This window comes from Streptomyces sp. NBC_00503, from assembly GCF_036346895.1.
Classification (GTDB): domain Bacteria; phylum Actinomycetota; class Actinomycetes; order Streptomycetales; family Streptomycetaceae; genus Streptomyces.
In genome coordinates this window covers 4,397,023-4,409,537 of the sequence record NZ_CP107855.1, presented here as the reverse complement: position 1 = coordinate 4,409,537, position 12,515 = coordinate 4,397,023, and the positions used below count along the sequence as shown (strand labels likewise).

The following is a 12,515-nucleotide window of genomic DNA, read 5'->3' as shown; positions in this document are numbered from 1 at the left end:
GTTCACAACCGGCCTCCCTTGCCGTGGGCGGTGCCGTGGTTGGCGTTCCAACCCGCGACCAGGGCGCCGACGTGGCTGTCTCCCGTGGCCGTAGCGGAGGCGCCGCAGTGGCAGACGGCGGAGGCCTCGGCGGGTGCGTTGGGGGACGGCTTGCTGATGTGGAGACCGGGACGGTCGGAGGAGGGGGTGAGGCTCATGCCGGTCACCGCCCGGCCGTGATCTGCGGGGTGCGCACGAGGCGGGTGCCGGTGCCGTGGCAGGCGGGGCAGTGGGCGGTGATCGTGCGGAGGAGTCCGGCACGGTCGCGGCCGCCAACGGTGACGGCAACGGAGGGGTGGCCGTCGCAGTGCGGGCATACCGGACGCAGGGCAGGCGTGTGCTGGGTCATGATGGTGCTTCCTTCCGGATCGTTTGGTTCGGGCAGGAGCACGGCGCCGGGACGGCGGAGACTTGGCGGTTTAGGCCGTCCCGGGGCCGGTCAACGGTGGTTCTGGCCGTTGAGGAGTGAGCGCAGGACGACGGCGCAGACAGCGACCGAGGCGCCCGTGATGGCGACGGCGAGCAGCATGGAGACCAGGACCGCGCCGACGACAAGGACGAGTCCGGCGCCACCGGCGACGACGGCGACGAGGCCGGCCGGGGTGAGGCGGACCGCGGGGAGCTGGACGCGGGGCTGGTCGGTCAGAGCGGCAGGCGCGTGGTTGCAGGCGCACTCCGGGAGAGCGGTGGCGCCGTAGGTGACGTCCCCCGTGGTCGGGTGGACGAGCGGGGCGACGAGGCCGGTCGGGGCAGGGTTGACCGGGACGCGGGGGCGGAGCATGGCGGGGCCTTCCTACTTGGCGAGCGGGTCGATGAGCGGGGCCATGAAGCTGTGCGCGAGCAGGTATCCGCCGAGGAGGATCACTGCGACGAGCCACAGCGGCGGGCGGATGAGCTTGTAGCCGAGGGCGCCGACGACGATCAGCGCGAGCCAGAGCGGTACGTCCATGACGCGGATCTCCTCGTGGTCAGCGCGGGTTGCAGCGGTGGGTACGGGCGGCGAGTTCGGCGGCGGCGCGGGTGAGGTAGTCGGCGGAGAAGTCGCAGCCGGGGGCGGTGCACACGGCGGTGTGGCGGGTACGGCCCCGGCCGTCGTTGTGGGTGCCGACCTGCACCGGGCCGATGCGTATGACGTTGTGGAAGCGGTTCGGTCGCACGGGTCTGCCTTCCTGTCAGGTGAGTTGGAGGGTGATCGCGTCTGCGAGCGCGGGCGGTACGCCGAGGTGGCTCCGCAGGGTGGCGGTGTCGATCGGGGCACCGGTCCGGGCCTGATGGGCGTTCGCGATCTTCTGGGCGTGGTCGAGCAGGGCGGGCGGCACCGATACCGCCGGCGCGGGCGGTGCGGCAGGTGGGGCTTCGTGCTCGGGCGCAGGTTCCGCAGGCGGCAGCTCGGGAGCCGGATCAGGTGTGCGCTCCACGGTGACGTCCGGGATGGGTTCCACCTCGGCCTGCTCTACGTGCTCGGGTACTCCCGCCGGGGCGGGCGCATGGGCCAAGAGCGTGCCGCCGAGGAAGGCGAGAGCGGGCCAGCCTGCGACGAGGATGCGCAGCCAGGGCGGTACGTCGGTCAGGTCGAGTAGGCCTGCGGTGGCGACGTTGGCCCCGAGGGATGCCACGAGGGCGATGGCGAACCACAGCCAGGCATCGCGGTTCTCCGTGTCCGTACGCATCCGGCGCCATGCGGCGACCAACAGCAGGTCGACGCTGACCGGGTAGGCCCAGGCCTTCCAGCCGTCCTGTCCGGCTGCCGCTGCCAGGTCGTGGAGATGGGCGAAGGACAGGGCTCCGGCGATGACGGCTTGGATGAGCACGGGGTCGATGCGGAGAGTGCGGGACACCGGGTTACCTCCTTTCGGGGAGACCGGCGCCGATTCCTGTGCTCCGGCACCGGCAGGTTCGGGGAAGGGTCAGGCCGTCCCGGCGCCGAGGCAGGTCGGGCACAGACCGGTCTGCGTGGCGCCGATCTCGCGGCGCTTGCGGCCGACCCGGACGGTCGTGGTGGTCTCGCCCGATCCGGCGCAGGTGCCGCACTTCTCAGGGGCCGGGGCGGGCTTGGGCGAGCGGCCCCGTCGGGTCGGGGTCTTCTGCTCGGGGGTCATGGCGGTTCCCTTCGGCTTCGGGCATGGGTCGGGTAGGGACCTGGCGCGAGGCGGTCGCGCCGACCGAGGAGAGGGAGGTACTACTCCGTGGCCGGGATCGGCTTCACGAGCGGAGCGGATCCGGTGGCCGGGACCACGGTGCGGATCACAGGCCGATACGGGGCGAGAGCGGGAAGAGCCGGGGTCAGGTGCGCGAACTGCGCGCAGATCTCGCCCGCCTCCTCGGCGCTCAACTCGGGAGTGCGGATCCGGGACCAGCCGCCGGAGGAGTCGCCGGCCACCGCGACACCGGGCCGGTCGGGCGGGATCGCCGTCACGGCCACGACCGCATCCGGGGCGATGTCACCCAAGCCCATGTCAGCGGTCTGCTTGTCGTTGACGCGGTGGACCACGCGACCGGTGAGCTGAGCGCGGAGCGTGGTGGCGCCCTTGCCGAGTTCGGAGCCGAAGCGCTGGCCGCAGATCTCCAAGTAGATGCCGGCGGCGCGAGCCATCTGCCCCAGGCGGATCAACTGCGTGACCATCCGATCCCGGCGCTCCTCATCCTTCTTGCCCGTCACGAGGAACAGCTCAGCGACCTCATCCACGAGCAGCACGATCGGCACCGGCCGCACCTCGGCGGGCAGGGCCCACAGATCGGCGACCTCGTAGTCGCTCAGCAGGTCGAAGCGGTCTTCCATCTCGTTCACGAGCGCGTCCAGGACGCCGGATGCCTCCTCCGGAGTGACGGCGAGCGCCGACAGGCGCGGCGCATACCGGCGTTGCTCGACCCCCCGTTTGCAGTCGATCCCGACCAGGGCGACCCGCAGGCGGGCGAGCCCGGCGATCAGGTTGCGCAGGTACATCGACTTGCCCGACTGGTTGGCACCGAGCGTCAATGCGTGCGGGACCTTGAGGTAGTCCCGTACGAACGCGGTGCCGTCGTCCCGGAGCGCGACCGGGACCACCATCCGACCGGACGGGCGCCGACGCGGCATCTTCACCCGGCGCAACACGTCGTAGCCGGTCATCCGCAGTTCTACGAACCCCGGCTTGATCTCGACCACGTGGACGGAGTGGACACCCCAGGCGTGCCTCAGCCGCTCAGAAGCCGCGATCACGTCGGAGGGTTCCAGCCCGGCCGGCAGGCGCAGGGTGACCCGCATCCCGGTCGAGGAACCCCGTACGCGGCGGACCTTGGGTGGAACGGGCTGGACGTCGCTTCGGCGGGCGACGTTGCGGACCAGGAACGCCCGCAGGCGGGACGGCTGCACCGTCAACCCGCACACGTCCATCGTGGCCCGGTAGGTCACCGCGAACCGCACACGCGCCACGGGCAGACCGGCCACGGTCCAGAACACGCGCGGGGCGCGGACCTTCGCGTATCCGAGACCACCGCCCGCTCCGGCGAGGGGGAGGCCGACCTCCCATAAGGTCGTCAGGTCGGCCATGGTCAGACCCCGGCCGTGAGGGCGACGGCGCGGAACGAGATGCCGTGGCGGGTCTGGCCGTTGAACGTGTTCTCCCAGTCGCGGGCCTTGAGGCCGATCACCGACACCGGCATGCCCGGCATCAGGCCCTCGGGGAGACCGGTCTCCGGGACGGTCACCTGGTAGAGGTTGCCCTCCCCCTCGTCCGAGATCAGCAGGCCCACCGTGGACAGACCGGCGCCGGTCTCCCGGTCCACCGCCCGCTCACCGGTCTGCTTGCTCACGAGCTTCGGGGTCGGAGCCGTGGCAACGAACACCACGGCGGTCGACGTGTCCACCTTGAACGACGGCATGGAAGTCTCCTTCAGAGATGCCAGCAGGAAGCTAGGTGACCAACTAGGCTAGCCAGGTTGCCCACATCTCGAAGTTAGGGGACTTGGCTAGCCATGTCAACAACATGACTGGCATGACTGTCCTGCCTCGCAGTGGTCGCCTACGATCGACCCATGACCTTCGTCCCCGAGCCCCTAGACCCAGACGACGACCGAGCCCCGTACGAGCAGGTGGCCAGCAGCCTCAGCGCGGCCATCCGCACCAGGAGGTTGGGCCCCGGTGAGAAGCTGCCGTCCCACGCCAAGCTGACGGAGCTGTACGGGTTCGCGCGTGCGACGATCCAGCGGGCGCTACGCGACCTGGAGGACGAAGGGCTCGTGGTCTCCCGCAAGGGCAGCGGGGTCTACGTCCGCAACCGGACGGAGCGGCCGGCGGGCCTGCGCCCGTACGTGGAGCAGGCCTTCGCGAAGGAGCACGTAACCATCGACTTCGCGGGCTTCTCCAGCGAGACGCTGCACGGCGCGCTTCAGGAACCGCTGGACAAGATCCGAGTTGGTCGGCTCACCCCGTCGAGCATCACCATGCGGATACTCGTCCCCGACATGTCCGTTCCGCAGGCCGCGCCAGTGCGCATGGTCGACGGAGCAGACGACGAGCGGCTCCGCGACCGCATGCACGACATCATGGTCAACTACACGCGCAGCATCCGAGATGCCATCGCGGAGTTGGGCCACCTCGGTCTCGTCCCCGAGACGCGGATCGACGTACGTGTCCACAGCGGCACGCAGTTCTTCAAGCTCTACGTGATCAACAACGAGGACTCGTTTTTCGGGTACTACCCGATCCGCCCGAACAAGGTCGTCGCCAAGGGCGAGACGATCGAGATCTACGACCTGGTGGGCAAGGACACGACGCTTTTCCACCACTCGGTCAACGACGGCGAGTCCTCCAGCGGAGCGCAGCAGGTCCAACAAGCCCGCATGTGGTTCGACAGCGTGTGGGACACCATCGGAAGGGACTACGACCTTGACTCACGATGACCGCCTCTCAGGGGTTCTCGCGAACACGCGCGTGGTTTTCTTCGACTTCGACGGGCCCATGTGCGACGTGTTCGCCGGGTTGCCTGCCCCCAAGGTCGCCGAGCAGCTCACGGCCCTGCTGTTTTCCTATGACGAAGCCGCGGGCGCCAAGGCCGCCGAGACCGACGATCCGATCGAGGTCTTGCGCATCGCCCACGAAGCGGATGCCGCCATCGGCCAGGTAGTCGAGCGCGCTCTCACGGCGGCCGAGGTCGAAGCCGTTGCTCTGGCCGGCCCGCCGACTCCGGGGGCAGCAGAAGCGCTCCAGGCGGTGCGGACATCGGGGCGGGTCGCGGTGGTGGTGAGCAACAACTCTGCCGACTGCGTCGGGCGTTTCGTGGAGTTGCACGGCTTGGGTGAGTACGTGGCGTTGGTCGTCGGGCGACCTTCCGGCCAGCCCCACCTGATGAAGCCGAACCCCTACCCGCTCATCACGGCGGCCGAGCAGGCACACATGGATGTCACGCACTGCACCCTGATCGGTGACTCACTCACGGACATCCAGGCCGCCCAGGCAGCCGGCGCAACGGTCATCGGCTACGCCAACAAGCCTCACAAGGCGGCCCTGTTCGCCGACGCGGGAGCTAACGCCGTTACCGACGATATGCACGCCATCGCCGAGGCCCTCATCACGGCGTAGCCGGAGGAGCAGCGCGGACCTGTTACAGGTTTCTCTACCTCATCAAGGCACCCGGCTGCGCTCCGCTCCGCCGGGCGGGCTTCCCGGCTCCGCTCCGCGCGACGCTCCTGCCTGCGGCCCGCTCCGCGCGCGCTGCGCCGACGCCCGCCCATGCAATGCGGGTAGGCCCAAGGGCATGAGTCGAGCCCTACGGGCCGGCAGTGCCATCACTCACCGACATGCCTCCGGCGGGGGCGCTCCGACTCCGGGATGTCTGGGGCACCGTTGGCGCGTGCCGGCCCGTGGAGGGTTGAGGCGGGGAACTCCCATCCCATCTGCCATCGACCCAGGCAAGCCGAGCAGACACGGCACCGGGCGTCCAGGTCGTTCGTCCAGTTGGGCGCTCCACCTGGACGCCCGGCACCGCGTCCGCTCCACGTACGTGTGGGCCGACGGCAGACGGGATGGGAGTTGGGGTGGCTGGTGAGCGAGGCAAGGCCCAAGCAAGACCTCCACCGCATCTCCCAGCAATGGCTACTCTTCTGCGAACTACTCCAGCGACGCTCACCGGAGAGCAGTGGAATACATAACGGCTACCTTCATCGTGAAGATCACCGACCACCCCACATCGGAGCCAGACGAGGTTTGGGTTCTCAGCCTCAGCAGCTTCCAAATGTCGGCCGACGATGTCATCAAGGAGCTTCAGGCTCTGACGTGGCTTCGTGGCGCCGAATACCCAGCCATGAGTCAGATCAGCTCTCGGCAGGGGATCACCAACTGGGGCGCGTCCTCCTCGTCCATAGAGTTTGTTCTTGAGATGAGCTCCAACGGAGCCGGAGGCGTCGCAACCGTAGTTGTCTCCGGGGCAGTCAAAGCGCTCTACGCAAAGTTTCGGGAACGCTCTCAGGGCGATCGCTGGGGAAGCATGGTCTCAGAGGAGACCGCTGCTGCTGTGGCGAAGCAGCGAATCGCGAGTCAGTACAGCGTAGAGGGCGATAGCTTGACGCTTTCTCGGTCTGAGACTGACGCGGCAACCAGAAGTTTCCACTTCGCTTTCAGCCATCCGGATGGACGATCGTTCGGCGCCGAGGTAGGCATCGTGAAAGAAGCTCCCACCTGCATGCGAATCTGGCGCCAGGTTGCGCCTGAGTGATCAGTCCCTGGACCAGACTCCACATGAGTGACTAACTGAGTGACAACCAGGGTGTACATCAGCGGACTACTGCGGACCCCGACAGCTTGTCAGCCGAGGTCAGGACACCTACCTGCTCTGGTCTACGTGGGGTCAAAGTTGCTTCGGGACGAAGAGGTCGTGGGTTCAAATCCCGCCACCCCGACTTCGTAAGACAGGAAGGGCCTGATCCGCATCGCGGATCGGGCCCTTCTTGCGTCAGCGGGTCACTGGCCGGGCGGGGGCTGCTGCATCCATGCGTCCGGGCCGGGGTCGCCGCCTTCGGCGCGGAGCGCGAGGCGGTCGACGTAGTGCTGCCAGCCCTCCGCGTGCGCCTCGCAGGCCTCGGGGGACGGCAGGCCGCTGTGGACCAGGCGGAGCAGGGTGCCCTCGGGGGTGGGTTCGAGGGTGATCTCCACCGTGGTGGAGCCGGCCGCCACGGGCATCCCGCCCTCCTCCCAACCCCAGGTGAAGACGAGCCGCTTGGGCGGGTCCATGGTGAGGAAGCGGCCTGAGGCCACGTTCTCTCCGGTGACCCGGGTGCGGTACGCGCCGCCGGGCTCGAAGGAGAACGTGCCGTCGGCGCCCATCCAGGACAGCCGCTTCTCCCGGTCGGCGAAGAAGCCGAAGACGGTTTCGGGGCGGGCCGCGATGCGGCGCTCCAGCGTGACGGTGTCCATCGGGGTCGCGGGGGTCGCGGGGCTGGTCATGGGGTGCTCTCGCTCCGTTCGGCCTCTTCGGCCAGCCGGGCCAGGGTGTCGAGCCTGGCGCTCCACATGCTCTGGAGGTACTCGGCGAGGGGGCCCGGCGCCTCCCGGTCCGCGCGGTGGAACCGCTTCGTCCCGTCCTTCCGCAGCGTAACCAGGCCGGTGTTCCTCAGCACCTTCAGATGCGGGGAGACGGCCCCGAAGGTGGCCTCGAAGCGGGCCGCGATCTCGCCCGCGGACAGCTCGTCGTCCCAGATCAGCCGCAGGATGCGCAGCCGGCCATGCGTCGGGCGCAGCACAGGGACCTGGCGGCGCTCAAGGCGGGTTCGGGTCGCTGCGACGGCTGCGGGCATGGCTGGATCCTGCAGAAGGGTGTCATTGCAGACAGGCGTTCGGGGGACGGATATTGGGGGCATGAACTCAGCTCTCGCCGGGCCCCACGTGGTCGTGTTCGCGATGTTCCCCGGTATCGACGCACTCGATGTGACCGGTCCCGCCGAAGTCTTCGCGATGACGAACCACGTGCTGGCGGGACGCCACCCCGGCTACGAGGTGCACTTCGCCGGGGAGGAGGTCGGGCCGGTCCGTACGTCCGCGGGGGTGCGGCTGCACGTGGAGGAAGCGTTCTGCGCGCAGGGGCCGATCGACACCCTGGTCGTTCCGGGCCGGATCCGGGTGGGCCCGGACGGGCCGGAGCCGCACGTCGACCCCGCGGTGGTCGCGTGGGTGGGCCGGGCGGGGGCCTCGGCCGGGCGCGTGGCCTCGGTGTGCGTGGGCGCCCATGTGACGGCGGCGGCCGGACTGCTCGACGGGCACCGCGCGACGACCCACTGGGCGACGGCCGGACGGCTCGCGGCCGATCATCCGGCCGTGGAGGTCGACCCCGATCCCATCTTCATCAGGTCGGGGCGGATGTGGACGAGCGCGGGCATCACCTCGTCCATGGACCTGGCCCTGGCGCTGGTGGCCGAGGACCACGGCGACGAAACGGCGCTGCGCGTCGCCCGCGTCATGGTCATGTACCTCCAGCGGCCCGGCAGCCAGAGCCAGTTCAGCGTTCCCTTGTCCACGCCAGCCGGCAGTCGTGAGGACCTGCGGGAGCTGCGCCGCTGGATCGGGGAGCACCTGGACTCCGATCTGTCGGTGCCCGCGCTCGCCCTGCGGATGTCGATGAGCGAGCGGCACTTCGCCCGGGTCTTCCGCGCCGAGACGGGCTCCACGCCGGGGGCCTTCGTCGAAAGCATGCGGCTGGAGGCGGCCCGGCGGCTCCTGGAGCGCACCTCGCGGCTGGCCCCCGACATCGCCCGTGCCTGCGGGTTCGGCTCCGTGGAGTCCCTGCACCGCGCCTTCCGCGACCGCCTGAACACCTCTCCCGGCGAGTACCGGAGCCGGTTCCGCACCGCCGCCTGACCATCCGGACTGCTGCACTCAACAAGGCCTTTTTCAAGCTGACTTGGAGCACCCCGTGAAGTTCACCGCCACCCACATCGGCACCGCCACCGTCCTGCTGGAGATCGGCGGGCTGCGACTGCTGACCGACCCGGCCTTCGATCCCGCGCCCGCCGAGTACCGCATGGGCCCGGTCGTCCTGCAGTCCACCGCGGGTCCGGCGGTCGCCATCGAGGACCTTCCGGAGATCGACGCGGTCCTGCTCAGCCACGACGACCACCCCGACAACCTGGACGCCACCGGGCGCACCCTGCTCCCCGGCCGCCCCGTCCTGACCACGGAGAGCGGCGCCGGCCGGCTGGGCGGGCAGGCGGTCGGGCTCGCGCCCTGGGCCACGTACGAACTGACCGTGCGCGGGACCACCCTGCGGATCACCGCCACCCCGGGGGTGCACGGCCCGGTCGGCGACGTCATCGGCTTCGTGATCGAGACGGAGGGCGAGGACGAGGCCCTCTACATCTCCGGGGACACCGTCTACACCGCCGAACTCGACGAGATAGCACGCCGGTTCACCATCGGCACCGCCCTGCTCCACCTCGGCGCCGCCCGCATCGACGCCTTCGGGGGCGGCCGGCTCATCACCATGGACGCCGACCAGGGCGCGGCCCTGACCCGCTCGCTCGGCGCCCACACCGCCGTCCCCCTCCACTACACCTCGTGGGAGCACTTCACCGAGGACCGCGACCAGGTCACCGCCGCCTTCGAAGCCGCCGGCCTCGCCGCCCACCTCCAGTGGCTGACCCCGGGGGCCCGGCGGACCCTGGGCTGATCCGGTGCGCGGGAACCGCGCCCGCACGGCCGGAGGTTGATTGGCCGGGGCGGGCGGGGGTTCCGGACAATGCGGCGGGCGCTTCCAATGAGGGCGTCGGGGCGTACTGGGATGGGGTGTGCCATGCGGGTGACCGTGGTGGGCGGTGGAGCGGTCGCGCTGATCACCGCCGTGGAGTGCGTGCTCTCCGGACACCAGGTCGCCGTCGTGGATCAGGGGCCGCTGCCCGCCGTTCGGGGGGCCTCCTCCGGGCGCCGCCGCATCACCGCCGCCCTTGATCCCGCCGACCCCGCGGCCACCTCGGACGGGGTACGGGCCCAGGAGCGGTGGGGAGTGCTCGAAGGACTCCTCGGTACGCGGTTCCACGAGCGGACGGGCGCCCTGACCCTGCTGCCGGAACCCGCGGTGGGGGCGGCCGCGCAGAGCGTCGGATCAGCCGGCGGGGCGGTACGGGCGCTCGCCGCGGACGAGCTGGCCCAGCGGTGTCCCCAGCTTCGCCTCGACGGCGGGCTGGGCGGGGTGCTGGAGGAACGCGCCGGGGTACTGCTCACCGACCGGGTGGCGGCCGCCGCCGTCGGATGGCTGCGCTGGCAGCCCGGGGTGGAACTGCACCCGTACCGTCCCGTGGCCTCCGTGGACGGCGAGAGCGCGAGCGTCCGGCTGGTCAACGGCGACGTGCTGCGCGGTGACGCCGTGCTGGTGGTCGCCGGGGCCCGGTCCCGGGGGCTGCTGCCGCCGGTGTTGAGCGAGGGGACGACCCTGCGCCGTCGGACCCTGATCTCCTGTCGCGTCCCGCGCGGCCAGGCCGCCGCCTGGGCGCGCGGCCCCGCGGTCCTCGTACCGGGCCTGGGCATCGGGCTCGTCCCGCCGGTGGCAGGCTCCGCGCTCCTGGTGGACGCCGACGGGGCTCCGGAGCGTGCGGACGGCGGGCTGCTGCCCGGGTTCGGGCCGGACTGGATCGCCGCGACGGAGTACCGCCACACCCTGTCGTTCGCCGCGCCCGGCGGGCCGGGGCCGGGGCCGGTGGAGCTGGGGGGCCGGGGGCGCGCCCTTGCCTACGCGGTCTGCGATTCCTCGGTGCTGTCCGCGCCGCTCGTCGCGCGTGAGCTGGTGGATCGGCTCGCCGGGCATGCCGGGCACTCCCGGCTCGCCGTTCCCGTTCCTGTTCCCGCTTCCGTTCCCGCTTCCGTTCCCGTTCCCGTTCTTCGCTGACTCGTCCCGCATCAGGCCGTCACCAGGCGGAGCGGGCGTTCCTGCGTACGGTCGTACCGCCGGGTGGTGAGCTTGCTCGAGCCCGTGCCCGTACCCGCTTCCCGGGGGCCCGTGCTCGCCGCCAGGGTGAAGGCGCGGACCAGGGGCGCCATGGCGTACTGGCCGGGCAGGCGGGTGCGTTCCAGGAGGCCGGTTTCGGCGAGCTGGTCGAGCTCGTCCAGTTCGTCGAACTCCTCCAGTTCTTCCAGGAGCTCCTCCAGCGACGCGTCCTGCGCCGCCGCGAAGCGGTGGAGGAGCGGGCGGGCGTGCGCGGGCAGGGCTCCGTAGGCCTCCTCGATGCGGCTGCGCATGCTCTCGTCTCCGACCCTCAGGCGCTTCAGGAGGCGGGTCGGCTCCGTGCCGGTGTCGCCGATCAGCTCGGTCACGGCCTCGTCCAGCAGCCATTCGGGGCGCCCCGCGATGCGGCGGCCCGCCAGGTTGAGGGCGAGCGGCAGGTCTCCGCAGGCCTCCGCCAGGCGCAGGGCGGCGGCCGGGGCCGCGCCGAGGCGGTCGGCGCCGATCAGCTCGGCGAGGAGTTCCACCGACTCGTCCCGGTCGAGCGCCGGGAGCCGCAGGCCGCGGGTTCCGTCCAGGCCGAGCAGCCGGGAGCGGCTGGTGAGGACGATCCGGCTCTCGGAGCCGATGTCGAGCAGTTCCCGTACCTGTCCCTCGTGGCGTACGCCGTCCAGCAGGATCAGCACCCGCCGCCGGGCCAGGACCGAGCGGTACAGCCCGAACCGCTGCCCGGCGTCCTCGGGAACGGCGTCCGCGGGGATGCCCAGCGCGCTGAGGAATCCGGCCGCGATGTCGGAGGCGCCCCGGCCCTGCGCCTCGGCCAGGGCGAAGTCGGCGTAGAGCTGCCCGTCGGGCAGGCCGGCGGCCAGTTCGTGGGCCAGGCGCAGCGCGAAGCGGGAGGCGCCCGCGCCGAGCTGCCCGCTGATCACCAGCGGGGCCACCGGGTCCGCGCCGGGTGCCGTGAGCACCCTGGCCTCCTGGAGCAGCCGGGTCCGTCCGGCCAGCGGCCTTATTTCCCGGGGGAGTTGGGTGGGTACCGGGGTCAGGGAACGGACGGCCGCCGCGTGCAGTTCGGCTTCCTGGCGCTGTGCGGCCTTGGCGGCCGTCGGCCGGGCAGGGGAAGTCTGCGGCTCGGCGCCCTCGGCTTCGGCCACCTCCCGCCAGCGGCGTTCCCAGGCGAGGCGGTCGCCGCCGCAGGCCTCCGCGAAGGCCAGGGCGACCTGGAGGGTCGGCAGGCGGTATCCGGCCGCCGCGTCGGAGAGCACGGTCGAGGAGAACAGCGCGGTTCTGGCCATCTCGCGATAGCTGGGACTGCCTGCTGCGGCCCTGAGCCGGCGTAGCTCACGGGCGAAGGCGGTCGCCGGTCCGGCATCCGGATCCAGCGGCTTTTCCGGTCTGCCCACGCTGTCCTCCTTATGCGGTGGAGAGGGAAGCTGATGTACTCCTGCACTGTGTCCGCGGCCCTTCCCGATCCCCTCCCGCCCCGGTACCGCCCACAGGGGAACGGGCTATGATCCCCGAGGGTCAAGGCTTCGACCTGGGGTTTTGCATTGGGGGCGCCGAAGTTGGCGGCGG

General features: G+C 70.9%; 18 protein-coding genes. 6 read left to right on the top strand and 12 right to left on the bottom strand.

Going from position 1 to position 12,515, the window contains the following annotated elements:
* Positions 1-2: 2 nt before the first annotated feature.
* The 9 genes from OG490_RS20575 to OG490_RS20535 all read right to left on the bottom strand — a co-directional run bounded on the left by OG490_RS20575 (position 3) and on the right by OG490_RS20535 (position 3,900).
* A complete protein-coding gene (locus OG490_RS20575) occupies positions 3-197 on the bottom strand; it encodes a hypothetical protein (RefSeq protein WP_330297767.1) in 195 nt (64 codons plus the stop codon).
* Positions 198-202: 5 nt separating this feature from the next.
* A complete protein-coding gene (locus tag OG490_RS20570) occupies positions 203-388 on the bottom strand; it encodes a hypothetical protein (RefSeq protein ID WP_330297766.1) in 186 nt (61 codons plus the stop codon).
* A 90-nt stretch (positions 389-478) separates the two neighbouring features.
* Positions 479-820, bottom strand: coding sequence for a SpdD-like protein (locus tag OG490_RS20565; protein ID WP_330297765.1), 342 nt, complete (start codon positions 818-820; stop codon positions 479-481).
* A gap of 12 nt (positions 821-832) precedes the next feature.
* Positions 833-988, bottom strand: a complete 156-nt coding sequence (locus OG490_RS20560) for a hypothetical protein (protein WP_266786455.1) — start codon at positions 986-988, stop codon at positions 833-835.
* A 19-nt stretch (positions 989-1,007) separates the two neighbouring features.
* Complete coding sequence (locus OG490_RS20555; RefSeq protein ID WP_266786457.1) at positions 1,008-1,196, bottom strand: mobile element transfer protein; 189 nt, start codon at positions 1,194-1,196, stop codon at positions 1,008-1,010.
* A gap of 15 nt (positions 1,197-1,211) precedes the next feature.
* Positions 1,212-1,877 (bottom strand): DUF2637 domain-containing protein, encoded by a 666-nt coding sequence (locus tag OG490_RS20550; protein ID WP_330297764.1) that lies wholly within the window; start codon positions 1,875-1,877, stop codon positions 1,212-1,214.
* A gap of 69 nt (positions 1,878-1,946) precedes the next feature.
* Positions 1,947-2,138, bottom strand: coding sequence for a hypothetical protein (locus tag OG490_RS20545; protein WP_330297763.1), 192 nt, complete (start codon positions 2,136-2,138; stop codon positions 1,947-1,949).
* An 80-nt stretch (positions 2,139-2,218) separates the two neighbouring features.
* Positions 2,219-3,568, bottom strand: coding sequence for an FtsK/SpoIIIE domain-containing protein (locus tag OG490_RS20540; protein WP_330297762.1), 1,350 nt, complete (start codon positions 3,566-3,568; stop codon positions 2,219-2,221).
* 2 nt (positions 3,569-3,570) lie between these two features.
* Entirely contained in the window at positions 3,571-3,900 is a 330-nt protein-coding gene (locus tag OG490_RS20535) for an SCO3933 family regulatory protein (RefSeq protein ID WP_330297761.1), read from the bottom strand.
* 153 nt (positions 3,901-4,053) lie between these two features.
* Between OG490_RS20535 and OG490_RS20530 the strand changes: the two genes are divergently transcribed.
* The 3 genes from OG490_RS20530 (at position 4,054) to OG490_RS20520 (ending at position 6,731) form a co-directional block, all read left to right on the top strand.
* Positions 4,054-4,920, top strand: a complete 867-nt coding sequence (locus OG490_RS20530) for a winged helix-turn-helix domain-containing protein (RefSeq protein ID WP_330297760.1) — start codon at positions 4,054-4,056, stop codon at positions 4,918-4,920.
* Positions 4,907-5,599, top strand: a complete 693-nt coding sequence (locus OG490_RS20525; RefSeq protein WP_330297759.1) for an HAD family hydrolase — start codon at positions 4,907-4,909, stop codon at positions 5,597-5,599. Before OG490_RS20530 ends, OG490_RS20525 begins: the two co-directional genes overlap by 14 nt.
* 583 nt (positions 5,600-6,182) lie before the next feature.
* A complete protein-coding gene (locus tag OG490_RS20520) occupies positions 6,183-6,731 on the top strand; it encodes a hypothetical protein (protein ID WP_330297758.1) in 549 nt (182 codons plus the stop codon).
* Between the two features lie 245 nt (positions 6,732-6,976).
* Here OG490_RS20520 and OG490_RS20515 read toward each other — a convergent pair whose 3' ends face one another.
* Both OG490_RS20515 and OG490_RS20510 read right to left on the bottom strand, forming a co-directional pair.
* On the bottom strand, positions 6,977-7,459 hold the full coding sequence (locus OG490_RS20515; RefSeq protein WP_330297757.1) for an SRPBCC family protein: 483 nt from the start codon (positions 7,457-7,459) through the stop codon (positions 6,977-6,979).
* Complete coding sequence (locus OG490_RS20510; protein WP_330297756.1) at positions 7,456-7,809, bottom strand: ArsR/SmtB family transcription factor; 354 nt, start codon at positions 7,807-7,809, stop codon at positions 7,456-7,458. The genes OG490_RS20515 and OG490_RS20510 overlap by 4 nt, the downstream gene beginning before the upstream one ends.
* Positions 7,810-7,870: 61 nt before the next feature.
* Between OG490_RS20510 and OG490_RS20505 the strand changes: the two genes are divergently transcribed.
* The 3 genes from OG490_RS20505 to OG490_RS20495 all read left to right on the top strand — a co-directional run bounded on the left by OG490_RS20505 (position 7,871) and on the right by OG490_RS20495 (position 10,886).
* Positions 7,871-8,866, top strand: a complete 996-nt coding sequence (locus OG490_RS20505) for a GlxA family transcriptional regulator (protein ID WP_330297755.1) — start codon at positions 7,871-7,873, stop codon at positions 8,864-8,866.
* Positions 8,867-8,921: 55 nt separating this feature from the next.
* Positions 8,922-9,674 carry an MBL fold metallo-hydrolase gene (locus OG490_RS20500; protein ID WP_330297754.1) on the top strand — a complete coding sequence of 251 codons (753 nt, stop codon included), beginning with the start codon at positions 8,922-8,924 and terminating at the stop codon, positions 9,672-9,674.
* A gap of 123 nt (positions 9,675-9,797) precedes the next feature.
* Positions 9,798-10,886, top strand: coding sequence for an NAD(P)/FAD-dependent oxidoreductase (locus tag OG490_RS20495; RefSeq protein ID WP_330297753.1), 1,089 nt, complete (start codon positions 9,798-9,800; stop codon positions 10,884-10,886).
* 11 nt (positions 10,887-10,897) lie between these two features.
* Here the strand turns inward: OG490_RS20495 and OG490_RS20490 are convergent, their stop codons facing one another.
* On the bottom strand, positions 10,898-12,343 hold the full coding sequence (locus OG490_RS20490) for an NB-ARC domain-containing protein (RefSeq protein WP_330297752.1): 1,446 nt from the start codon (positions 12,341-12,343) through the stop codon (positions 10,898-10,900).
* Positions 12,344-12,515 lie beyond the last annotated feature (172 nt).